This is a genomic window from Serratia sp. BIGb0234 (genome assembly GCF_024809915.1).
GTDB classification, from domain to species: Bacteria; Pseudomonadota; Gammaproteobacteria; order Enterobacterales; family Enterobacteriaceae; genus Serratia; species Serratia liquefaciens.
Genome location: NZ_JANUEI010000009.1, coordinates 88,923 through 110,300 on the forward strand (window position 1 = coordinate 88,923; position 21,378 = coordinate 110,300).

Here is a 21,378-nt window from a genome sequence, read left to right on the forward strand (position 1 = left end):
TGGCCCTACAACCAGATCCGCCGGGAGAGCACCACGACACCACTGAAGGAATCTGAACATGACCAAAGCGACTATCGCGGCTAAACGCTGGTGGTACATCATGCCCATCGTGTTTATCACCTACAGCCTGGCCTATCTCGACCGAGCCAACTTCAGCTTTGCCTCGGCGGCTGGCATCAATGACGATCTGGGCATCACCAAAGGCATGTCATCGCTGCTGGGCGCGCTGTTTTTCCTCGGCTATTTCTTTTTCCAAATCCCGGGGGCGATCTATGCCGAACGCCGCAGCGTTAAAAAACTGATTTTCTGGTGCCTGATCCTGTGGGGCGCCTGCGCCTCGCTGACCGGCATGGTCAGCAATATCCCGATGCTGGCGGCCATCCGTTTTATCCTCGGCGTGGTGGAAGCCGCGGTGATGCCGGCAATGCTGATTTACATCAGCAACTGGTTCACCAAGTCCGAACGTTCGCGTGCCAATACCTTCCTGATCCTCGGTAACCCCGTCACCGTGCTGTGGATGTCGGTGGTTTCCGGCTACCTGATCCATGCCTACGGCTGGCGTGAAATGTTCATCTTTGAAGGCATTCCGGCGGTGATCTGGGCCTTCTGTTGGTGGGTGCTGGTCAAAGACAAACCGGCGCAGGCCAAATGGTTAAGCGATGACGAAAAGCTGGCCCTGCAGCAGCAGTTGGAAGAAGAGCAGAAAGGCATCAAGGCGGTGCGTAACTACAGCGAAGCCTTCCGCTCACGCAACGTGATCCTGCTTTGCGTCCAGTACTTCGCCTGGAGCATTGGCGTGTATGGCTTCGTGCTGTGGTTGCCTTCTATCCTGCGCAGCGGCATGGAAATGGGCATGGTGGAGGCCGGCTGGCTGTCGGCGGTGCCTTACCTGGCGGCGACCATCGCCATGATCCTGGTGTCCTGGGCTTCGGACAAAATGCAAAACCGTAAGCTGTTCGTCTGGCCACTGCTGCTGATTGGCGCGCTGGCGTTCTTTGGTTCTTATGCCGTAGGCGCCAACCATTTCTGGATCTCTTATGCCCTGCTGGTGATTGCCGGTGCGGCAATGTACGCCCCTTACGGGCCGTTCTTCGCCATCATTCCCGAGATGCTGCCGAAAAACGTCGCCGGCGGTGCCATGGCATTGATCAACAGCATGGGTGCGCTGGGTTCCTTCTTCGGTTCCTGGTTCGTCGGTTACCTCAACGGCGCAACCGGCAGCCCGGCAGCTTCGTATATGTTTATGGCCATTGCGCTGCTGGTGGCCGTGGTGGTGACGCTGATCGTCAAGCCCGCTCGCAACGAGGCTCACCCACAACTGGCTTAGTCTCGTTATAATTTATTTTCTGTTGAATATACCCAATGGATTTCAGGCTGCAGCCAGGCGACAAACGAACTTCCCCCAGGCGCTGACTTAAGTAAGTCACTGGGGGAAGTTCGAGCAGTTAACAACGCTGCAGTCTGAAAAACGAAGGGTATTGCTGGAGTAAGTGATGAAGCCTTCTATCGTGTTATACAAAAGCATTCCCACCGATCTGCGTGAACGACTGGAACAGCACTTCACCGTGCATGCCTTCAACGGGCTAAACCCGGAAAACCGCGATGAGTTACGCCAGGCGCTGCAACAGGCAGAAGGGATCATCGGTTCCGGCGGCAAAATTGATGAGGCTTTCTTGCAGCATGCCCCCAAACTGCGCGCGGCTTCAACCATTTCCGTCGGTTACGATAATTTCGACGTTGACGCGCTTAATGCCCATAACGTGCTGCTGATGCACACCCCAACCGTGCTGACTGAAACCGTCGCCGACACCATCATGAGCCTGGTTTTGGCGACAGCTCGTCGAGTGGTAGAAGTAGCCGAACGAGTGAAGGCCGGCGAATGGCAAGGCAGCATCGGGGCAGACTGGTTTGGCGTTGACGTGCACCACAAAACTATCGGCATCCTCGGCATGGGTCGTATTGGTCTGGCGCTGGCGCAACGCGCTCATTTCGGCTTCGGCATGCCGGTGCTGTATAACGCCCGCCGCACTCATGAAGAAGCAGAGCAGCGTTTTAATGCCCGCCGCTGTGACCTGGATACCCTGTTGGCCGAATCCGATTTCATCTGCATTACGCTGCCGCTGACCGACGAAACTTTCCATATGATCAGCCGTGACCAACTGGCGAAGATGAAAAAGAGCGGTATTCTGATCAACGCTGGCCGTGGTCCGGTGGTGGATGAAGCGGCACTGGTTGAGGCGCTGAAAAACGGCACTATTCATGCCGCCGGGCTGGACGTGTTCGAACAGGAACCGCTGCCGGTATCTTCACCGCTGTTGACGTTGCCAAACGTAGTAGCGCTGCCGCATATCGGTTCTGCGACCCATGAGACCCGTTATGGCATGGCCGCCTGCGCCGTGGACAACCTGATCGCCGCGCTGACCGGCAAGGTCACAAAAAACTGCGTTAACCCGCAGCTACTGAAGTAGTAACTTTCATGGGTGCCAGTAAGCAAGAAACTGGCATCCATGCAAAATCACCAACACCTTTTGGGCGGACGCCTGCGCATATGAAATATTCTCAGGATATGTATTTCATTGTTTTTAATTCTGTACGGGATCAGGTACGGGAAGGTTTTCATCACAATTTCCCGGGTGCCCATCACCCTGCCTGCCCTGCCGAGGGCCGGGTTTGAAACCAGCAAATTCACTAAGCGAAAAACCTCCCTGGCAAACTCTGTCGCAACCTGAGGACTCTCTTGATAAAACCAATCATATTCGTCATCAAAATTGCTTGCGGCTTTCCTTAGCCATTTAATTTTCATCGTTAACAATCACCCCCATCTTCTTGAAGCGGGCTTCCATTTCATCGTCAGAAACAAAATCTCCCTGATCCGCCTCAATAATTGCCTGCTGAGTTTCAGCAATTTGCCAGGCTTCACGGTTAATAAAATCTCGGATGGCCTGCCCGGCCAAAAACGATTTAGTCCTGCCGGTCGCTTTGGCCAAAGCTTCGAGCTGCTCACTGAGATCTTCCGATAGTCGAACGGACATCACGCTCATAGATCACCTCACACTACAATGTATACATTGTAATATAGATTAAAAAATCACCGGATAACAGCCTCACCTCCCCCTGCCTTCTCCTCCCTGAAAATCTCGCGCCGGGATGAGGCTATTTTTTCATCGTTCGTCACACTGGGCGTTACCCTACGATAAAAACGCTTCCTGCCACGCGTAAGGAGAGCCATGAAACGCCTGAACCTTCCCCTGCTGATGCTGCTGTCGCCTGCGGCAATGGCAAACTGGACGCTGCAAAGCTTCCCAGCCTTTGACGGTACTTCCGCCGACGGCTTGTTCACCAGCCACGCCACGCTGCCCAAAGGCGAACTGCCGCTGAAAATTTACCAAGACCAGCAATGCTGGCAGCCAACTGCGCCGGTCAAACTGAACCAGACGTTGTCACTGCAACCCTGCGGCGATAACCCGCCGGTTAACTGGCGGCTGTTCCGCACCGGGGAATATCAGGTGCGCATCGACACGCGCAGCGGCACGCCGACGTTACAACTCAGTCTGAAAACCGCAGCGGAAATCGCCACTGCCGCCGCCACGCGCACCTGCCAACGCTGGGACGGTAAACCGATCACCCTTGACGTCGCGGCAACCTTTGACGAAGGCGAATTGGTACGCGATTTCTATTCAGGCCAAACGGCAAAGGTCAGCCAGGGCAAAATCACCCTGCAACCCGCCGTCGGTAGCGGTGGATTGCTGTTGTTGGAATCTGCCGATAGCGAAAAACCGGCGCCCTTCAATTGGCACAACGCCACGGTGTATTTTGCCCTTACCGATCGCTTTGAGAACGGCAACCCGGCCAACGACCACAGCTACGGACGCCGCAGCGACGGCATGCAGGAGATCGGCACCTTCCACGGCGGCGATCTGGCTGGCCTGACGAACAAACTGGATTATTTGCAACAGCTTGGCGTCAATGCGCTGTGGATCAGTTCGCCGCTGGAGCAAATCCACGGTTGGGTCGGCGGCGGCACCAAAGGAGACTTCCCGCATTACGCTTACCACGGCTATTACGCGCTGGACTGGACCCGACTCGATGCCAATATGGGCAGCGAGCAAGACCTGCGCACGCTGGTCGATCAGGCGCACCAACGCGGTATCCGCATTCTGTTTGACGTGGTAGTGAATCACGTCGGCTACGCCACGCTGGCAGATATGCAGACCTTCCAATTCGGCTCGCTATATCTGAAGGAGGAAGAAATCGAAAAAACGTTGGGTAAACATTGGGGCGACTGGCGACCAGGCCCAGGTCAAAACTGGCACAGCTTCAACGATTACATCAACTTCAGCGATAAAGCGGGCTGGAGTTCATGGTGGGGCAAAAACTGGATCCGTACCGATATCGGTGACTACGATCCACCCGGCTATAACGATCTCACCATGTCGCTGGCTTTCCTTCCGGACATCAAAACTGAAGCGCCCGGTGCCAGTGGCCTGCCCCTGTTTTACCGCCATAAACCCGATACCGCCGCGCGGGAGATTCCCGGCGCCACCACACGCGACTACCTGACCACCTGGCTTAGCCAGTGGGTACGTGACTATGGCATTGACGGTTTTCGCGTCGACACCGCCAAGCACGTAGAAAAACCAACGCTGGCGCTATTGAAACAGCGCGCCACCGCAGCTCTGGCAGAGTGGAAAGCCGCCCATCCACAACAGGCGCTGGATGATGCTCCTTTCTGGATGACCGGCGAAGCCTGGGGCCATGGCGTGATGAAAAGCGACTATTACCAGAACGGCTTCGACGCGATGATCAATTTTGACTTCCAGGATCAGGCTTCCCAGGCCTTGGCTTGCTTCTCCAACATCGATGCCACCTACCGACAGATGGCCGACAAGCTGCAGGATTTCAACGTGTTGAGCTACATCTCCTCGCACGATACCCGGCTGTTCTTTGCCAGCGATGCTAAAGGGTCGCTAACGCAGCAGCAGCGCGCTGCCGATCTGTTGCTGTTGGCACCCGGTGCGGTGCAGATTTACTACGGCGATGAAAGTGGCCGTGATCTAGGCCCTACCGGCTCAGATCCGTTGCAGGGTACCCGTTCCGATATGAACTGGGCCGAGTTGCAGGGTAGCAAAGCTCCTCTGTTGGCACACTGGCAGCGGCTGGGTCAATTCCGCGCTCGTCACCCGGCGATCGGTGCCGGCACACAGCAGTCGCAGCAAACGGCACACTACTATGCTTTCAGCCGTCGGCTCGGCGACGATAAAGTGATGGTGGCCTGGGTCGGCGATCGGTCACAATAATTCAGAGAGATATGCTGCTAAAAAACCATCGGGTGAAGTTTACTCCCGGTGGTTGTTTTATGAACCGCATTGCACCGGAAATTGTCTGGCGGTATGGTGGGGTATTACCTGCTAAAAACAATACAGTTGCACCTATGACTTTTTCACTTTTCGGCGACAAATTTACCCGTTACGCGGGCATTACCCGTTTAATGGATGACCTGAACGAAGGCCTGCGCACCCCCGGTGCCATCATGCTCGGCGGCGGTAATCCGGCGCAAATTCCAGAGATGGAAAGCTACTTCAAACAACTGTGCCAGGACATGCTCGATCAGGGCAAACTGACCGAGGCGCTGTGTAACTATGACGGCCCGCAGGGCAAAGACGCCCTGCTGAAAGCGCTGGCTAATTTGCTGCGCGATGAGCTGGGCTGGCAGATCTCGCCACAGAACATTGCACTGACAAATGGCAGCCAGAGCGCATTTTTCTACTTGTTTAACCTGTTTGCCGGGCGCTATGCCGACGGCAGCCGTCGCCGCGTGCTGTTTCCGTTGGCGCCGGAATATATCGGCTATGCCGATGCCGGGTTGGACGAGGGGCTGTTTGTTTCGGCCAAGCCCAACATTGAGCTGCTGCCGGAAGGTCAGTTCAAGTATCACGTTGACTTCGAACATCTGAATATTGGCGACGATATCGGCATGATCTGCGTGTCGCGCCCAACCAACCCGACCGGTAACGTGATCACCGACGAAGAGCTGATGAAACTCGATCGGCTGGCGCAGCAGCGCAATATCCCGCTGGTGATCGATAACGCTTACGGCGTGCCCTTCCCCGGCATTATCTTCAGCGACGCTACGCCGCTGTGGAACCCGAACATTATCCTGTGCATGAGCCTGTCGAAGCTTGGCCTGCCCGGCTCGCGCTGCGGCATCGTGATCGCCGATGAGAAAACCATCGGCGCCCTGACCAACATGAACGGCATTATCAGCTTGTCGCCAGGCAGCATGGGGCCGGCCATGGCAACGGAAATGATCGAACGTGGCGACCTGTTGCGACTGTCAAACGAGGTGATCCGTCCGTTCTACAAGCAGCGCGTCGAGCAGACTATCGGCATTATCCGCCGCTATCTGTCGCCGGAACGCTGCCTGATCCATAAACCGGAAGGGGCGATTTTCCTGTGGTTATGGTTCAAGGATCTGCCGATCACCACCGAGCTGCTGTATCAGCGCCTGAAAAAGCGCGGCGTGCTGATGGTGCCAGGCCACTACTTCTTCCCGGGGCTGGAGCATGAATGGCCGCATACTCATCAGTGCATGCGGATGAACTACGTGCCGGATCCGGAGAAAATTGAACGTGGCGTGGCGATACTGGCGGAAGAGATCGAGCGTGCTCACCAGGAAGCGGGCTGATTTGAATAAGGGGCGCTCAGACAGCGCCCCAAAGCCTTACATTGCCCAGAACAGCACCGCCAGCAGCTGCGGCGACATGATGCGCAGGAACATCGCCAACGGATATACCGTGGCGTAAGACAGCGCGGCAGCGCCGCTGGTCGGGTGCAGACCGTTAGCAAAGGCCAGCGCAGGCGGATCGGTCATTGAACCTGCCAGCATGCCGGACAGCGTCAAATAATTCATCTTACCCACCATCCGCGCCAATACGCCAACGCTGAGCAACGGAATTGCGGTGATCAGTGCACCGTAACCAATCCACGCCAACCCTTCGCCATTAATCAGGGTATCGACAAAGTTGCCGCCCGACTTCAGCCCCACCACCGCCAGAAATAGCACGATACCCAGTTCACGCAACGCCAGGTTAGCGCTGGGCGGCATAAACCAATACAGCTTGCCAATGCTACCGATACGCCCGAGTATCAAGGCCGCAACCAGCGGCCCACCGGCCAGGCCCAAGCGCAACGCAGCGGGAAAACCCGGAATAAACAGCGGCACAGATCCCAACAGTACCCCCAAACCGATACCGATAAACACCGGCAGCATTTGCACCTGCTGCAGCTTCTGTTGGGCATTGCCGACAATGGCCGCCACCGCCTCGATGGACTCCGGGCGGCCAACCAGATTGAGGATGTCGCCGAATTGCAGCGTTACATTGCTGCCTGCCACCAGTTCAACCCCCGCGCGGTTGAGGCGCGAGATCACCACGTCGTACTTTTGCTTCAGGTTCAGATCGCGGATTTTGCTGCCCAAAACTTTCTCATTGGTCACCACCGCCCTCACCACCTGCAGTTCCGTGCCCCGCGTTGACAGCGAGACGTCGACCTCTTCACCAATCACCAACCGCGCATTTTCCAGACTTTCGCGTTTGCCCACCAGATGCAGATAATCGCCCAGCTCCAGCCTCTCGAGCGGCGCCGGTACCATCAGCAACTCACCGCGTTTCAGGCGTGAACAGATAATATCCTCACCGTTCAGCAGCGGCACATTCTTGATCGCCATCCCTTGCAGGTTCGGGTTACGCACCGCGATATTCATGGTTTGCAGCAGCTCGCGCTGGTTGCCCAGGCTGCTTTCAAAAGCCTGAGCCTCCCGTTCGATATTGATGCGGAAAAACAGGCGTATCAGCCACATCACCAGCAGAATGCCGCAGATACCGAACGGATAGGCCATGGCATAGCCCATCCCCATACGATCGACCATGGCCGGATCTGAGCCCAAATCGGTAAGAATTTGCTGCCCGGCGCCGAGTGCGGGAGTATTGGTGACGGCACCGGAGAACACGCCAAGAATGATCGGCAGCGGGACGTCAAACAGCTTGTGAACCACCGCCGCGACCACCCCGCCCACCAGCACCAGCAAAATGGCGAAGCCGTTGAGCCGCAACCCGGACACCCGCAAAGAAGAGAAGAAACCGGGCCCGACCTGAATACCTATGGTGTAAACGAACAGGATTAGGCCAAACTCCTGAATGAAGTGCAGCATGTCGCCATTCAGACTGAGCTGCCAACTCTGGGCGAAATGCCCGACGATAATGCCGCCAAACAACACCCCGCCAATCCCCAACCCAACCCCATACAGCTTCCAGTTACCCATCCACAGCCCGAGAACGGCCACCAACGCCAACATACTGACGGTCAGGGCGATTTCGCTCATAGGTCACATCCTTGCCAGAAGTTTAACAACCGGTTTGCGGTCAAAGTCACACAATTAACAGGGATTTTGGCATAGGTAGGAAAACGCGACTGTGGGTTAAGCCACATAATGCAACGGGGGAAGCCCGTTTGGACTTCCCCCGTCGATACCTTTCCTCTTTCAGGCCGCCGTACGAACCTCTGCGGCCTGAAATGCATAGGTAAAACTATCAATTTTTCAAAGCGTTATTTTGATTCCAACCCCGGTGTGGTACCGATGGCGATACGCTGTGGCTGCAGAGCTTCTGGGACATGACGCACCAGATCGATATGCAGCAGACCGTTTTCAAACTTGGCCTCAGAGACCTGCAGGTGTTCAGCCAGCGTGAAGGTCAGGTTGAAGTCTTTGAACACCAGCCCCTGATGCAGATATTCCACCTGTTTTTCTGGCGGTGTCGGCTTGCCACGTACGGTCAGGCGTGGGCCTTCTACTTCAATATCCAGTTCACTTTGTTTAAACCCGGCTAACGCCAGAGAAATGCGGTAATGGTTGTCGTCGCTTTTCTCTATGTTGTAAGGCGGGAACCCCTGTGGCTCCTGGCCGCCCATTGAACTGGCCAATTTGTCGAAACCAATCCACTGACGAAGCAAAGGTGAAAGATCGTAATTACGCATGATGTAAACTCCTTCTATGAAGCGAGATTTTACCCGTAGCTTGAAATTTATAGGGTAAATTAAGGTATGCCCCCTGTCGGCAGGCATTAACATTTCACCAGCGAGACGTTTCGCCGATGAAATATGAATTATTTAATTTCTATACGACGCGGTTTTAATGTTTCCGGTACCAGGCGTTCCATATCGATATACAGCAACCCGTTTTCCAGTTTGGCGCCTTTAATTTGGATATGCTCGGCCAACTGGAATTTACGTTCAAAGTTTCGCTCGGCAATACCTTGATATAAGTAGGTTCTTTCCGCTGGATCGTTATTATGAGCGCCTCGGATTATCAGCAGATTGTCCTGGGTAGTGATTTCCAGCTCCTGTTCGGCAAATCCGGCCACCGCGATCGCAATGCGGTAATGATTTTCATCGACCAGCTCAACGTTATAGGGTGGATAACCGCCATTGCTTTGGCTCTGACCTGCCTCCAACGCGTTAAACAAACGGTCAAACCCAATAGCGGAACGGTAAAGCGGTGAAAGATCAAAGTTACGCATAAAACAGCCTCCTAAGGCACTTCAGCGAGGTTGAATAATTAAGCCTTCCATCATGGACAGACTAAATAGCCAGAATTCCCTTACGGCAAATTCTTAATTTGGCCTTGATAAGAAAATGGGGGTCGCTTTCACCATTTCAACCGCCCACGATCAAAAAAATGACAATCAGTTCGGCGAAAGTTTTTTTATCCCTTACAATAAAGTGAGACAACCGCCACAGAGCGGGTCCTTGCTCCTTTTAAAACATCCAGAGGATGTTATAGATCAGCAGATTTTGGGGAACAGCACCCTGCAGGATGGAAAATGAAAACGATAAGAGTCATAGCAACCAGTTGCATGCTGTTAGCGACCAACGGCTGCTCCAGCGTAATGAGCCATACCGGCCCTAATCAGGGTTACTATCCTGGCACCCGTGCCAGCGTGGATATGCTGAAGGACGACAATACCAGCTGGGCAATGATGCCGCTGGTGGCGTTGGACCTGCCATTCTCGGCGGTGATGGATACCGTATTACTGCCTTACGACTACATGCGCTCCGGCAGCGACAGCACCGCAGACTCACCTAAAGCGCGTATTTTGCGCGGCGAAGAGCAGAACCTGGCCGCCAGCGGCGATCCGGCCCATGCCGCTACGACCACACCCCAGTAAAATATTCTGATGCGGGCTTCTCGCCCGCACCCTCGATCAGGCTTCAACCACAAAAATCTGGCTGAATCCGTCGACCTCGCGCATAAAGGCCACTTTGTTTCCATCCGGTGAAAATACGATAGCATCGCCCGATGGGGGTAGCGCCGTCCGCTGAGTCAGGCGCTGCATGCGGCCGCTGGCCACCTCGCACAGCATCAGGCTGTTGTCACACACCAGCGCAATTCGCCCACCCTGTGGGTGCCAACTGAACGCCGATTGGATCCCCTGTTCACCACGAGTGACCTGCCGCGGTTCACCGCCGTTTGGCGAAACCGTCCACAGCTGTACCACACCCGCATCATCCTTCATTAAACAGGCAATCATGCTGCCATCGGGCGAGCTGCGCAGCCAGTGACGTGGGGCGGTTACCACGCCTGGATAACGACGCTCGCCGGTAAAGGTCAACCGCCGTTGGTGCACGCCCCGCGGTGGCGCAGGCAAGCTGTTTGCGGTCCCCTGCAGCGGCCGGGAACCTGCCCTGGCGTAATCCGCGTCATCCTGCGGCAAATCCACAATGAATACTTCCGGCAACTTTTCACCGTGATGAGAAAGAGTGTCGCCGATAAATGCCAGCGCCCAGCGCTGCTGACGCCCATCGGGCCGTACATAGCCCCTTTGCCCGACCCAGCCCTCTTCATAGGCGCGGTTAATCTGATCGCTGCCGGGTTGGGGTTGTGGCGTAGTCTCGCTCACCAGCACGCAGTAATGGCTGCCGTCATATTCACGAGGATGCTGCTTCGGCGGGTTCACTCCCTGTAACGGTACGGCCACGCCAACGTTACGCAGGTCCTGCGCCCGATCCAGTTCGTGCATGACGTGGTCGTTATAGGTAAAGCTCAGGCGGCTGCCGTCCGGGCTGAACACGTGTACGTGAGTGCCGCCACGCAGTGCACCCGGCGTATAAGGGGGAGTGATGTCCATCGCATCAAGGGTAATGGCCAGCTCACGGTCGGGTTCGCTGACGATCACCCCGCGGCGATGGTGAAAATCGTAATGCCAGACGCTGTCCGGGTGTTCAGGCCCATGAATGAAAGCATAGCGGGCGGGTTCATCCGGGCTGACGGTCACTACACCAACGTGGGCGCCCTGTTGGGCGCGATACACGACTTCGACTACGCCGGTATCGACATTCACCCGCTCGATGCTCAGACCGGTGAAGGAGGCACCGTTCGGGCGTACGTCGTAAGCCAGCCACTGGCTGTCCGGCGTCCAGACATTAATATTGGTTAACTGATGCCCACGTGGGTCAAAAGTCAGCTGTTTTTCCCGATGGCTCATGGCGGCTCTCCTGCGCATGCTGGCACTGAGCCGCCATCTTACCGGATCACCCGACGCGTTTCACATCACCCATCGACATACTCTCCCATAGACAGATAGGGGTTTACATAAAAGACTAAAAAGTACAAACTGGATTTTAAAGTCTACATCATCTTCTTTACTGGAGCCGTCATGAGCCACTTATTCGATGCAATTGTTTCCGCCCACCAACAATTGCGCCCACAGGTTCGCGTCACCCCACTGGAACGCAGCGTACTGTTGTCGCAACGCTTGGGTTGCGAACTGTTCCTGAAATGCGACCACCTGCAGCCTACCGGCTCTTTTAAGTTTCGCGGCGCCAGTAATAAACTGCGGCTACTGAGTGAAGAGCAACGCCAACGCGGAGTGATCGCCGCCTCCAGCGGCAATCATGGCCAGGCGATGGCGCTGGCGGGAAAGTTGATGGGCGTTGAGGTCAAGGTTTATGCCCCGGAGACGGCAGCGGCGATAAAACTCGACACCATTCGCGCTCTGGGCGCCCAGGTAGAGCTGGTGGCGGGCGATGCGCTAAATGCCGAGCAGGCGGGGGAAAAGGCGGCGCAGGAACAAGGGAAGGTTTATGTCTCTCCCTATAATGACGAGCAGGTCATCGCCGGTCAGGGGACCTGCGGCATGGAGCTGGTCGAACAACAGCCGGATTTGGATGCGGTGTTTGTCGCGGTGGGGGGTGGCGGCTATATTTCGGGCATTGGCAGCGTTTTGCAGCAACTATCGCCTAAAACGCAGCTAATTGCCTGTTGGCCGGAAAACGCCACCAGCATGTACTGCGCATTGGAAGCCGGCCACATTTTCCCGGTGGAAGAGCAAGATACCCTGTCCGACGGCACTGCCGGGGGCGTGGAGCCCGGTGCTATTACCTTCCCTCTGTGTCAGCAGTTGATCGACCGAAAAGTCTTGGTCAGTGAAACTGAAATCAAGCAGGCTATGCGCCAAATTGCCGTCAGCGATCGCTGGATTATCGAAGGGGCGGCCGGGGTAGCCTTAGCCGCCGCCATTAAGCTGGCACCGGAATTTCAGGGGAAAAAAGTGGCCGTCGTCCTGTGCGGAAAAAACATCGTGCTGGAGAAATACCTCAAGGCGATCGCCGATGAAAATCCTTAACAAAAGGCAGATACTTGAAGCTTTCGACGCAGATGCCACCACGTTACTGCTAAAAGAAGGGTTTATTGCCTATTCAAAACGGCAGGTACAGCAACCGCCGGTACAACATTTTCTGTTTGAGCAGGCAGCCGGCGACTGCTGTATTAAATCGGCGTGGCTGGAAGGAGACGAGCAGTTTGTCCTCAAGGTTTCCTCCGGTTTTTACCGTAATCCAGCGCAGGGGTTGGCCAGCAATCAAGGGCTGATGATGGCTTTCTCAGCACAAACCGGTGAACCGCAGGCGTTGTTGCTGGACGAAGGCTGGTTAACCGCATTACGCACCGCTCTGGCCGGGCGCATCGTCGCCGAACTGTGCGCACCGACGGAGATCCCGGCCATAGGTATCGTCGGCTGCGGCATGCAGGCCCTGCTGCAGTTGCAACAGCTAAAACCTCTGACCGCCTGCCGTGAAGTCTGGGTATGGGGCCGCAACGAGTCGGCGCTGCAAGCCTACCGCCACAGTGCCGAGGCCGAAGGATTTCGGGTGCATACAACCCAGGATGCGGCAGAACTGGCGGCACACTGCCGGTTGATTATCACCACCACGCCCAGCCGAGAGCCGATTCTGCGGGCGACGGATATTCGGCCCGGCACCCACATCACCGCGGTAGGCGCCGATTCCCATGGCAAGCAGGAACTGGAGAGCGGTCTGGTGGCCAGGGCGGATGTGTTGCTGGCAGACTCTGTATCTCAATGTACAGAATACGGCGAAATCGCCATGGCTTATCGGCAGGGATTGTTGGCTTCGATACCCCTCGTCGAATTAGGTACCGTTCTGGCGCAAGGAAAGAAGGTGCGCAGCGATCCGGAGCAAATCACCCTGGCCGATCTGACCGGCTTGGCGATTCAGGATGTGCAGATTGTGAAGGGAATTTTAGCGCGGTTATAACGGGATTAAGGGGCGCAACTGCGCCCCCTGATGCAAAACAACGTTAGGCATTCAGCACAAATTTCTCGATGGCGCGTGCCACGCCGTCTTCGGTATTGGTGGTGGTCACAAACTGCGCCACCGCCTTCAGTTCCTCAATGGCATTGCCCATGGCCACGCCAACGCCGGCATACTCGATCATTGCGGTGTCGTTGGCTTGATCGCCCAACGTCATCACGTTTTGCTGTGCAATACCAAGATGATCGGCCAGCATTTTCACGCCGGTCCCTTTATCCACATTCTTATGCAGGATCTCCAGGAAATACGGCGCGCTTTTCAGGATGGTATAACGCTCCCGCGTTTCAGCCGGGATGCGGGCGATGGCACGATCCAACAGCTCAGGCTCGTCAACCATCATCAACTTAGGGAAACGGATCGCCGGATCCATCTCTTCCACGCTGCGGTACTTGAGCGGAATGCCGGTCATCTCCGATTCGTGCACGGTGTATTTGCCGATATCTTTGTTCGGTGTATACAACGTATCGAAATCAAACGCCTGATAGTGAACGCCGAGTTCGCGCGCCATCTGCTCGAAGTAGAGATAATCCTCAAAGCCCAGCGTTTCCTGCAGGATGCAGGCACCATCTACCGCCTTCAAAACCAGCGCACCGTTATAGGTAATACAAAAATCACCAGGTCCCTGAATGTCCAACTGACGCAGATAGTCTTGCACGCCGACGTAAGGCCGCCCGGTGGCCAGCACCACATGCACCCCTTTGCGGCGCGCCTCGGTGATTGCCTGCTTTACCGCCGGCGTAATTTGGTGCTGCGGGTTGAGCAGCGTGCCGTCCATATCAATCGCAATCAGTTCAATAGCCATTCGATCCTCTCCCAGTGGTTTTTTTCCATGCTAACGCGTTTCAGCCCGCCGTGTCAGCGTCAAAAACGGCGTAAAAAAATCCGCGCGGGTTGCCCGGCGCGGATTTTCACAGTCATCAATGCGTTAGATATCGATATTTGCCGCTTTCAGGGCATTTTCTTCGATAAAGGCACGACGAGGTTCGACCGCATCACCCATCAGGGTGGTGAACAATTGGTCTGCAGCAATGGCGTCCTTCACGGTCACGCGCAGCATACGGCGGCTTTCCGGATCCATGGTGGTTTCCCACAGCTGCTCTGGGTTCATCTCGCCCAGACCTTTATAGCGTTGTACCGCCAGGCCGCGACGTGACTCTTTCACCAGCCACTCCAATGCCTGCTCGAAACTTTCAATCGGCTGACGGCGCTCACCACGTTCGATGAAGGCACCCTCTTCGATCAGGCCGCGCAGTTTCTCGCCCAGCACGCAGATTTTGCGGTACTCGCCACCGTGGATGAAGTCGAAGTCCAGCGCGTAATCGGTATCCACACCGTGGGTACGAATGCGCAGCACCGGCTCAAACATCTGGCGCTCGCGGTTCTCGAAGATCACCGAGTCATAGCTGCTGCCGTGCTGCTCTTTGTCGTTCAGCAGTTTCACCAGAGAATCAATCCAGGTCTTAACCTTGGACTGATCGCTCAGGTCTTCTTCCTGCAGAGTCGGCTGGTAGATCAGGTTGTTCAGCAGCGCGCGCGGGTAGCGACGCTCCATACGACCGATCAGCTTCTGCACGCTGTAGTGTTCGGCAACCAGTTTTTCCAGTTGCTCACCGCCCAGTGCCGGGGCGCTGGCGTTGGTGTGCAGGGTTGCGCCGTCCATCGCGATGGCGATTTGGTATTGATCCATCGCCTCGTCATCTTTGATGTACTGTTCCTGCTTGCCTTTTTTCACCTTGTACAAAGGCGGCTGAGCAATGAACACGTGGCCGCGCTCAATGATTTCCGGCATCTGACGGTAGAAGAAGGTCAACAGCAGCGTACGGATGTGCGAGCCGTCGACGTCGGCATCGGTCATGATGATGATGCTGTGATAGCGCAGTTTGTCCGGGTTGTACTCGTCACGGCCAATGCCGCAGCCCAGCGCGGTGATCAACGTCGCCACTTCCTGCGAAGACAGCATCTTGTCGAAGCGCGCCTTCTCTACGTTGAGGATTTTACCTTTCAACGGCAGGATTGCCTGGTTCTTACGGTTACGTCCCTGCTTGGCAGAGCCGCCCGCTGAGTCCCCTTCCACCAGGTACAGTTCAGACAGCGCAGGATCACGTTCCTGGCAGTCCGCCAGTTTGCCCGGCAGGCCGGCCAGATCCAGCGCGCCCTTACGGCGGGTCATTTCACGCGCTTTACGCGCCGCTTCACGAGCACGCGCTGCGTCGATGATTTTACCGACGACGATTTTCGCATCGCCCGGGTTTTCCATCAGATAATCGACCAGCTTCTCGTTCATCAGCGTTTCAACCGCGGTTTTCACCTCGGAAGACACCAGCTTGTCTTTGGTCTGAGAAGAGAACTTCGGATCAGGCACCTTCACCGAAACCACGGCAATCAGACCTTCACGCGCATCGTCGCCGGTGGCGCTGATTTTGGCCTTTTTGCTGTAGCCTTCTTTATCCATGTAGCTGTTCAGGGTACGGGTCATCGCGGTACGGAAACCGACCAGATGGGTACCGCCGTCACGCTGCGGGATGTTGTTGGTGAAGCAGTAGATGTTTTCCTGGAAACCGTCGTTCCACTGCAGCGCCACTTCCACACCGATGTCGTCTTTGACGGTCGAGAAGTAGAACACGTTCGGGTGGATCGGGGTTTTGTTCTTGTTCAGATATTCAACAAACGCCTTGATACCGCCTTCGTAGTGGAAGTGGTCTTCTTTGTCGGTACGTTTGTCTTTCAGGCGGATAGACACGCCGGAGTTCAGGAAAGAGAGTTCGCGCAGGCGCTTGGCCAGAATGTCGTACTCAAATTCGGTATTGTTGGTGAAGGTTTCATAGCTCGGCCAGAAACGGACCGTGGTGCCGGTCTGATCGGTTTCACCGACCACTTTCAGCGGCGACAATGGCTCGCCCATGGCATAGGTTTGCTCATGCACCTTGCCTTCACGACGGATCACCAGTTCCAGCTTCTCAGACAGGGCGTTAACAACGGAGACGCCCACGCCGTGCAGACCGCCGGAGACCTTGTAGGAGTTGTCATCAAATTTGCCGCCGGCATGCAGCACGGTCATGATCACCTGTGCTGCGGAAACCCCTTCCTCTTCGTGAATACCGGTCGGGATACCGCGGCCATCATCCTGTACCGAAACGGAATTGTCGGCATGGATGGTCACCTGAATGTCACTACAGTGGCCAGCGAGTGCTTCGTCGATAGCGTTGTCCACAACCTCGAATACCATGTGGTGCAGACCGGTGCCATCATCGGTGTCGCCGATATACATGCCCGGGCGCTTACGCACCGCGTCCAGCCCTTTTAATACCTTGATACTTGAGGAGTCATAAGAATTCGACATCAACGTTTCTCGCTCATTTTAGTCCTGTGGTTGAACCTCTATTTTACCTTGTTCCACGCGGAACATCTTGCCCTTTTCACCGGCCATATCGGTCACTTGTTCAGCGCTCACGGCACTGACAAAGACCTGGGCCTGGGTGGCTTTCAGGCGATCGGCCAGCAACCGGCGACGGCCGGTGTCCAGCTCGGAGGCAAAATCATCAATCAGATACAGGCAACGCCGCCCGCTCTGCCGGGTGAGAAACTCACCCTGCGCTAAGCGCAATGCGCACATCAGCAATTTAAGCTGACCGCGCGATAACAAATCCTCTACCGGCGTGCCGTCGGCACGAATGCGGAAGTCCGCCTTATGCGGCCCCACCGCGGTATAGGTTAACGCCCTGTCGCGCTCAAACTGGCGCTCCAGCAGCTCTCCGTAGTCGCTCTCTTTGTCCCAGCCGCGCTGGAAAGAGAAACTCAGGGCAAATTCGGGCAAAAACTGCGCGCACGTCGCGGTAATATCCGCGGCAATCGCGTCGCTGTAAGCTGCCCGCCACTCGCTGATGCGCTCTGCCAACGGGATCAGTTCCTGATCCCAGGCGCGGATTTGCGCATAGCGACTGACCTGGCGCAGCGCGGCATTGCGCTGCTTCAGTAACCGTTTCAGGTTGCTCCAGGCGGTGAAAAAACCGGGTTCGTTATGAAAACAGCCCCAGTCCAGGAAGGCGCGCCGGAATTTCGGCCCGCCGTTTAGCAGGGTAAAACCTTCGGGGGTGATCAGTTGCATCGGCAATAACTGCGCCAGTTCAGCCACTTTGTGGCCGTCGCTGCCATCGATGCGTACCTTGCTGTCACCCTGACGGCTCTTGCTTAATCCTACGGATATTTCACGTTCTGCACCGTCAATACGGCCGTGCAAAATGAACTCCGGCTGGTCGTGGCGGATCACCCGGCCGGCCTGCAGGCTGCGAAACGCACGCCCGTGCCCAAGGGTATACACCGCCTCAAGCACGCTGGTTTTCCCGCTGCCGTTAGCGCCAACCAGGAAGTTGAATCCCGGCGCCAGCGCCAAATCCGCCGCTTCTATATTGCGGAAGTCTTTAATCAGTAAACGCGTTAATGCCATGCTGCAGTTATCTTAATCATCGAACAGCCCAGGGCGTTATTGTCGCAGACCCTTTGCGTGCGGCCAGCGCACAGCAACCGGAGCGTACACAGAGTACGTGAGGATTGCGAGCACTGCCCAATCGCAAAGGGGCAAGTAAGATAGCCCGATAAATTCTACAGCCGCATTGGCATGACGACGTAAGCAGCAGACTTACTGGCGCCGTCTTCGATCTGCACGCTGGAAACCGAGTCGGTCAGCAGCAGACGCACATCTTCACACTTGAGCGCGTTCAAAACATCCAGCACGTAACTGACGTTAAAACCAATTTCCATCTCGGTGCCGTCGTAGCTGACATCGAGGATCTCTTCCGCTTCTTCCTGTTCCGGATTGTTGGCGGTGATCTTGAGCTGGTTCTGGCTAACGTACAGGCGCACGCCGCGGAACTTTTCGTTCGACAAAATGGCCGCGCGGGCAAACGCCTGCTTGAGCAAGTCGCAGCCGGCTTCCAGCGTTTTGTCCGGGTTCTTCGGCAATACGCGGCGATAATCAGGGAAACGGCCGTCAACCAGCTTGGAGGTGAAGATAAAGTCACCAACGTGAGCGCGAATGTTGTTGCTGCCGATCTGCAGTTGCAACAAGGTCTCGCCACCGTCCAGCAGACGCACCAGCTCCATCACGCCTTTACGCGGCACAATCACCGAATGCGACGGCAATTCCTGGCCGATCGGCATCGAACATACCGCCAGGCGGTGACCGTCGGTCGCCACGGTACGCAGCTCTTCCCCTTCGGTTTCGAACAGCATACCGTTTAAGTAGTAACGCACGTCCTGATGAGCCATCGAGAACTGCGTAGCTTCAATCAGGCGCTTCAGCGTTGCCTGTGGCAGCGAAAATTCAACTTCGCTCTGCCAGTCGTCCAGGTTCGGGAAATCCGCCGCCGGCAACGTAGAAAGTGAGAAGCGGCTGCGGCCGGAACGCACCAGCATGCGCTCGCTTTCAAGCGTTACGGTGATCTCGGCCCCTTCAGGCAGACCACGGCAGATATCAAAGAATTTACGCGCGGGGACGGTAGTCGCGCCCGCTTCATGGGGCTGGGACAGGGCAACGCGCGCCACCATCTCCATCTCCAGATCGGTGCCGGTCAGCAGCAGGGAGCCTTCCGTCACCTGCAACAGCAGGTTACCCAGAATTGGCAAGGTTGGGCGGCCGCCCAGCGGGCTGCTCACCTGTTGCAGCGGTTTTAGCAGATGCTCACGTTCAACGATAAATTTCATAGCGCTAGGAAGATAATGTTCTGATTAAATTGGAGAAATCTTCTTTGATGTCGTGACTTTCCTCACGCAGCTGCTCAATCTTCCGGCAGGCGTGCAACACCGTGGTATGGTCGCGGCCACCAAACGCATCGCCGATTTCTGGCAGGCTGTGGTTGGTGAGTTCTTTTGCCAATGCCATCGCCATTTGGCGCGGGCGGGCAACGGAACGCGAACGCCGCTTGGACAACAAATCCGCGACTTTAATTTTATAGTATTCCGCCACCGTCTTTTGAATATTATCGATGGTGACCAGCTTTTCCTGCAGAGCCAGCAGATCGCGCAGCGCTTCACGCACGAAATCAATGGTAATGGCACGGCCGGTAAAGTTTGCGTTGGCAATCACGCGGTTCAGCGCCCCTTCGAGCTCACGCACGTTGGAACGCAGGCGCTTGGCGATAAAGAACGCCACTTCGCCCGGCAGACGGATATCGTTCTCGTCGGCCTTTTTCATCAGGATCGCCACGCGGGTTTCCAGCTCAGGCGGCTCGATCGCCACCGTCAGCCCCCAACCGAAGCGCGACTTCAGGCGATCTTCCACGCCGTTAATCTCTTTCGGGTAGCGGTCTGAGGTCAGGATAATCTGCTGATTGCCTTCCAACAGGGCGTTAAAGGTATGGAAGAACTCTTCCTGCGAACGCTCTTTATTGGCAAAAAATTGGATGTCATCGATCAGCAGCGCATCGACCGAGCGGTAATAACGCTTAAATTCTTCAATGGCATTGTTCTGCAAGGCTTTGACCATGTCCTGAACGAAGCGTTCAGAGTGCATATAGACCACTTTGGCGTTGGCCTTGCGGGCCATGATGCCGTTGCCTACCGCGTGCAACAGGTGAGTTTTACCCAGGCCGGTGCCGCCATACAGGAACAGCGGGTTATAGGCGCCGCCCGGGTTATCCGCCACCTGGCGGGCCGCCGCGCGCGCCAACTGGTTGGATTTACCCTCAACAAAGTTATCAAAGGTATGCTTTGGGTTAACGTTGGAGCGGTAGGAAAGTTCAGGCTGAGGAGCCGCGTTGTCCCAACTGGGGCGGGACGGCGCCACGGCGCGCGCTACCGGTGCGCTGGGTGCGCTTGCACTCACGCTGGCGGTAACGGTCTGGCTGATGATTTGGGAGATCGGTTTGCTGCCCACTTCAAAACGCAGCAAAGGGGCATCCGTACCGCAGAAATCATTCAACAGGCCATTGATATTGTTTAAGTACTTATCGCGAACCCAATCCAGCACAAAACGATTGGGCGCATAAAGCGCCAGGGTGTTGTCACTCAGTTCCGCCTGCAATGGGCGTATCCACATACTAAATTCTGTGGCAGGTAACTCATCCTGCAATCGGGCAAGACACTGCTGCCAAAGCGAAAGTGACACGGCGGACTCCACTCGAACAAGATCAATAAAAGAAAAGAATCAGGCTAATTTTTTATAACTCATGATTTTTGACACATACCCGGCATCGGCTGTTTGCCTGTGGGGGATGCGAACCGCCTTTCACGGTTTATGTCCCTCACGATCCCCGCTTGAGAGATCGCGATCGGAATGACGGATCATAGCGCAATCCGCGCAAGAGATCCTCCCCTTCATCACAGATTAGATCCATTTTATCCACAGGCCCCGGCCTGCGGCGATCTTTTCGCCAGCCACGCCAAATTGCAGGCGAAATCCCGCCTGATGAACGGTATTTTTTACATTGTCAACCGGTTATACCCTGTTATCCACGTCGGATCCTTGGCTTTAACCACAAGGATCGCGTCGGGATCCTTGCGATTTACCCCCGAGTCCGTATAATCTTCGCCCTACGTGTGTACCTGGTTCCTTAATGGTGTGTCATTAACCAGACAGGATTCTGCGGTGACCACGGGCCAAGACCGGATTTTACTCCGTATTGGCAGACAACCAGGTAGGCTAGCGCGATGTGAATTGACTCAGGACTGTACAATTATTACAATCCCGCTTCTTTATATATTGCGATTGAGGCGTCG

Annotated in this window: 18 protein-coding genes; 7 read left to right on the forward strand and 11 right to left on the reverse strand. The window is 55.8% G+C overall.

Going from position 1 to position 21,378, the window contains the following annotated elements:
* Positions 1-58 precede the first annotated feature (58 nt).
* Together M2407_RS23425 and ghrB are read left to right on the forward strand one after the other, a co-directional pair.
* Positions 59-1,327 carry an MFS transporter gene (locus M2407_RS23425; protein ID WP_020824654.1) on the forward strand — a complete coding sequence of 423 codons (1,269 nt, stop codon included), beginning with the start codon at positions 59-61 and terminating at the stop codon, positions 1,325-1,327.
* Between the two features lie 166 nt (positions 1,328-1,493).
* Positions 1,494-2,468: a glyoxylate/hydroxypyruvate reductase GhrB gene (ghrB, locus tag M2407_RS23430; protein ID WP_259220034.1), complete on the forward strand. Its 975-nt coding sequence runs from the start codon at positions 1,494-1,496 to the stop codon at positions 2,466-2,468.
* Positions 2,469-2,515: 47 nt separating this feature from the next.
* On the opposite strand, the gene M2407_RS23435 is transcribed toward ghrB, so the two are convergent.
* On the reverse strand, positions 2,516-2,803 hold the full coding sequence (locus M2407_RS23435) for a type II toxin-antitoxin system RelE/ParE family toxin (RefSeq protein WP_020824652.1): 288 nt from the start codon (positions 2,801-2,803) through the stop codon (positions 2,516-2,518).
* Entirely contained in the window at positions 2,793-3,041 is a 249-nt protein-coding gene (locus M2407_RS23440; RefSeq protein WP_012004528.1) for a CopG family ribbon-helix-helix protein, read from the reverse strand. The genes M2407_RS23435 and M2407_RS23440 overlap by 11 nt, the downstream gene beginning before the upstream one ends.
* Before the next feature lie 186 nt (positions 3,042-3,227).
* Between M2407_RS23440 and M2407_RS23445 the strand changes: the two genes are divergently transcribed.
* Both M2407_RS23445 and M2407_RS23450 read left to right on the forward strand, forming a co-directional pair.
* On the forward strand, positions 3,228-5,297 hold the full coding sequence (locus M2407_RS23445) for an alpha-amylase (protein WP_259220035.1): 2,070 nt from the start codon (positions 3,228-3,230) through the stop codon (positions 5,295-5,297).
* Positions 5,298-5,431: 134 nt separating this feature from the next.
* Positions 5,432-6,685, forward strand: a complete 1,254-nt coding sequence (locus tag M2407_RS23450) for a valine--pyruvate transaminase (protein ID WP_041415136.1) — start codon at positions 5,432-5,434, stop codon at positions 6,683-6,685.
* A 36-nt stretch (positions 6,686-6,721) separates the two neighbouring features.
* Here the strand turns inward: M2407_RS23450 and M2407_RS23455 are convergent, their stop codons facing one another.
* From M2407_RS23455 to ibpA, 3 genes are all read right to left on the reverse strand, one after another.
* Positions 6,722-8,380, reverse strand: a complete 1,659-nt coding sequence (locus M2407_RS23455) for a putative transporter (protein ID WP_020824648.1) — start codon at positions 8,378-8,380, stop codon at positions 6,722-6,724.
* Between the two features lie 224 nt (positions 8,381-8,604).
* Positions 8,605-9,033, reverse strand: coding sequence for a small heat shock chaperone IbpB (gene ibpB / locus M2407_RS23460; RefSeq protein ID WP_020824647.1), 429 nt, complete (start codon positions 9,031-9,033; stop codon positions 8,605-8,607).
* 128 nt (positions 9,034-9,161) lie between these two features.
* Positions 9,162-9,575, reverse strand: coding sequence for a small heat shock chaperone IbpA (ibpA, locus tag M2407_RS23465; RefSeq protein ID WP_020824646.1), 414 nt, complete (start codon positions 9,573-9,575; stop codon positions 9,162-9,164).
* Positions 9,576-9,878: 303 nt separating this feature from the next.
* On the opposite strand from ibpA, the gene M2407_RS23470 reads away from it, so the two are divergent.
* The gene (locus M2407_RS23470; RefSeq protein ID WP_041414075.1) at positions 9,879-10,223 is read left to right on the forward strand and encodes a YceK/YidQ family lipoprotein; all 345 of its coding nucleotides are present in this window, start codon (positions 9,879-9,881) and stop codon (positions 10,221-10,223) included.
* Positions 10,224-10,259: 36 nt separating this feature from the next.
* Here M2407_RS23470 and M2407_RS23475 read toward each other — a convergent pair whose 3' ends face one another.
* Positions 10,260-11,540 carry a DUF3748 domain-containing protein gene (locus tag M2407_RS23475; RefSeq protein ID WP_187962083.1) on the reverse strand — a complete coding sequence of 427 codons (1,281 nt, stop codon included), beginning with the start codon at positions 11,538-11,540 and terminating at the stop codon, positions 10,260-10,262.
* Between the two features lie 171 nt (positions 11,541-11,711).
* Here M2407_RS23475 and M2407_RS23480 point away from each other — a divergent pair, with 171 nt between their 5' ends.
* Positions 11,712-12,680, forward strand: coding sequence for a threonine/serine dehydratase (locus M2407_RS23480; protein WP_259220036.1), 969 nt, complete (start codon positions 11,712-11,714; stop codon positions 12,678-12,680).
* On the forward strand, positions 12,667-13,608 hold the full coding sequence (locus M2407_RS23485) for an ornithine cyclodeaminase family protein (RefSeq protein ID WP_122080497.1): 942 nt from the start codon (positions 12,667-12,669) through the stop codon (positions 13,606-13,608). Before M2407_RS23480 ends, M2407_RS23485 begins: the two co-directional genes overlap by 14 nt.
* 43 nt (positions 13,609-13,651) lie before the next feature.
* Here the strand turns inward: M2407_RS23485 and yidA are convergent, their stop codons facing one another.
* From yidA to dnaA, 5 genes are all read right to left on the reverse strand, one after another.
* Positions 13,652-14,467: a sugar-phosphatase gene (gene yidA, locus M2407_RS23490; protein ID WP_115057903.1), complete on the reverse strand. Its 816-nt coding sequence runs from the start codon at positions 14,465-14,467 to the stop codon at positions 13,652-13,654.
* A gap of 123 nt (positions 14,468-14,590) precedes the next feature.
* Positions 14,591-17,005, reverse strand: a complete 2,415-nt coding sequence (gene gyrB, locus M2407_RS23495; RefSeq protein ID WP_020824633.1) for a DNA topoisomerase (ATP-hydrolyzing) subunit B — start codon at positions 17,003-17,005, stop codon at positions 14,591-14,593.
* Positions 17,006-17,023: 18 nt separating this feature from the next.
* Positions 17,024-18,109, reverse strand: a complete 1,086-nt coding sequence (gene recF, locus M2407_RS23500) for a DNA replication/repair protein RecF (protein WP_012004508.1) — start codon at positions 18,107-18,109, stop codon at positions 17,024-17,026.
* 155 nt (positions 18,110-18,264) lie between these two features.
* Positions 18,265-19,365 (reverse strand): DNA polymerase III subunit beta, encoded by a 1,101-nt coding sequence (dnaN, locus tag M2407_RS23505; RefSeq protein WP_020824632.1) that lies wholly within the window; start codon positions 19,363-19,365, stop codon positions 18,265-18,267.
* A gap of 4 nt (positions 19,366-19,369) precedes the next feature.
* Positions 19,370-20,767: a chromosomal replication initiator protein DnaA gene (gene dnaA, locus M2407_RS23510; RefSeq protein WP_041414068.1), complete on the reverse strand. Its 1,398-nt coding sequence runs from the start codon at positions 20,765-20,767 to the stop codon at positions 19,370-19,372.
* Between the last annotated feature and the right edge of the window lie 611 nt (positions 20,768-21,378).

Excerpts from the sequence above, each read along its gene's own strand:
- M2407_RS23425 (WP_020824654.1), top strand. The coding sequence starts at position 59 with ATGACCAAAGCGACTATCGCGGCTAAACGCTGGTGGTACATCATGCCC.
- ghrB (WP_259220034.1), top strand. The coding sequence starts at position 1,494 with ATGAAGCCTTCTATCGTGTTATACAAAAGCATTCCCACCGATCTGCGT.
- M2407_RS23435 (WP_020824652.1), bottom strand. The coding sequence starts at position 2,803 with ATGAAAATTAAATGGCTAAGGAAAGCCGCAAGCAATTTTGATGACGAA.
- M2407_RS23440 (WP_012004528.1), bottom strand. The coding sequence starts at position 3,041 with ATGAGCGTGATGTCCGTTCGACTATCGGAAGATCTCAGTGAGCAGCTC.
- M2407_RS23445 (WP_259220035.1), top strand. The coding sequence starts at position 3,228 with ATGAAACGCCTGAACCTTCCCCTGCTGATGCTGCTGTCGCCTGCGGCA.
- M2407_RS23450 (WP_041415136.1), top strand. The coding sequence starts at position 5,432 with ATGACTTTTTCACTTTTCGGCGACAAATTTACCCGTTACGCGGGCATT.
- M2407_RS23455 (WP_020824648.1), bottom strand. The coding sequence starts at position 8,380 with ATGAGCGAAATCGCCCTGACCGTCAGTATGTTGGCGTTGGTGGCCGTT.
- ibpB (WP_020824647.1), bottom strand. The coding sequence starts at position 9,033 with ATGCGTAATTACGATCTTTCACCTTTGCTTCGTCAGTGGATTGGTTTC.
- ibpA (WP_020824646.1), bottom strand. The coding sequence starts at position 9,575 with ATGCGTAACTTTGATCTTTCACCGCTTTACCGTTCCGCTATTGGGTTT.
- M2407_RS23470 (WP_041414075.1), top strand. The coding sequence starts at position 9,879 with ATGAAAACGATAAGAGTCATAGCAACCAGTTGCATGCTGTTAGCGACC.
- M2407_RS23475 (WP_187962083.1), bottom strand. The coding sequence starts at position 11,540 with ATGAGCCATCGGGAAAAACAGCTGACTTTTGACCCACGTGGGCATCAG.
- M2407_RS23480 (WP_259220036.1), top strand. The coding sequence starts at position 11,712 with ATGAGCCACTTATTCGATGCAATTGTTTCCGCCCACCAACAATTGCGC.
- M2407_RS23485 (WP_122080497.1), top strand. The coding sequence starts at position 12,667 with ATGAAAATCCTTAACAAAAGGCAGATACTTGAAGCTTTCGACGCAGAT.
- yidA (WP_115057903.1), bottom strand. The coding sequence starts at position 14,467 with ATGGCTATTGAACTGATTGCGATTGATATGGACGGCACGCTGCTCAAC.
- gyrB (WP_020824633.1), bottom strand. The coding sequence starts at position 17,005 with ATGTCGAATTCTTATGACTCCTCAAGTATCAAGGTATTAAAAGGGCTG.
- recF (WP_012004508.1), bottom strand. The coding sequence starts at position 18,109 with ATGGCATTAACGCGTTTACTGATTAAAGACTTCCGCAATATAGAAGCG.
- dnaN (WP_020824632.1), bottom strand. The coding sequence starts at position 19,365 with ATGAAATTTATCGTTGAACGTGAGCATCTGCTAAAACCGCTGCAACAG.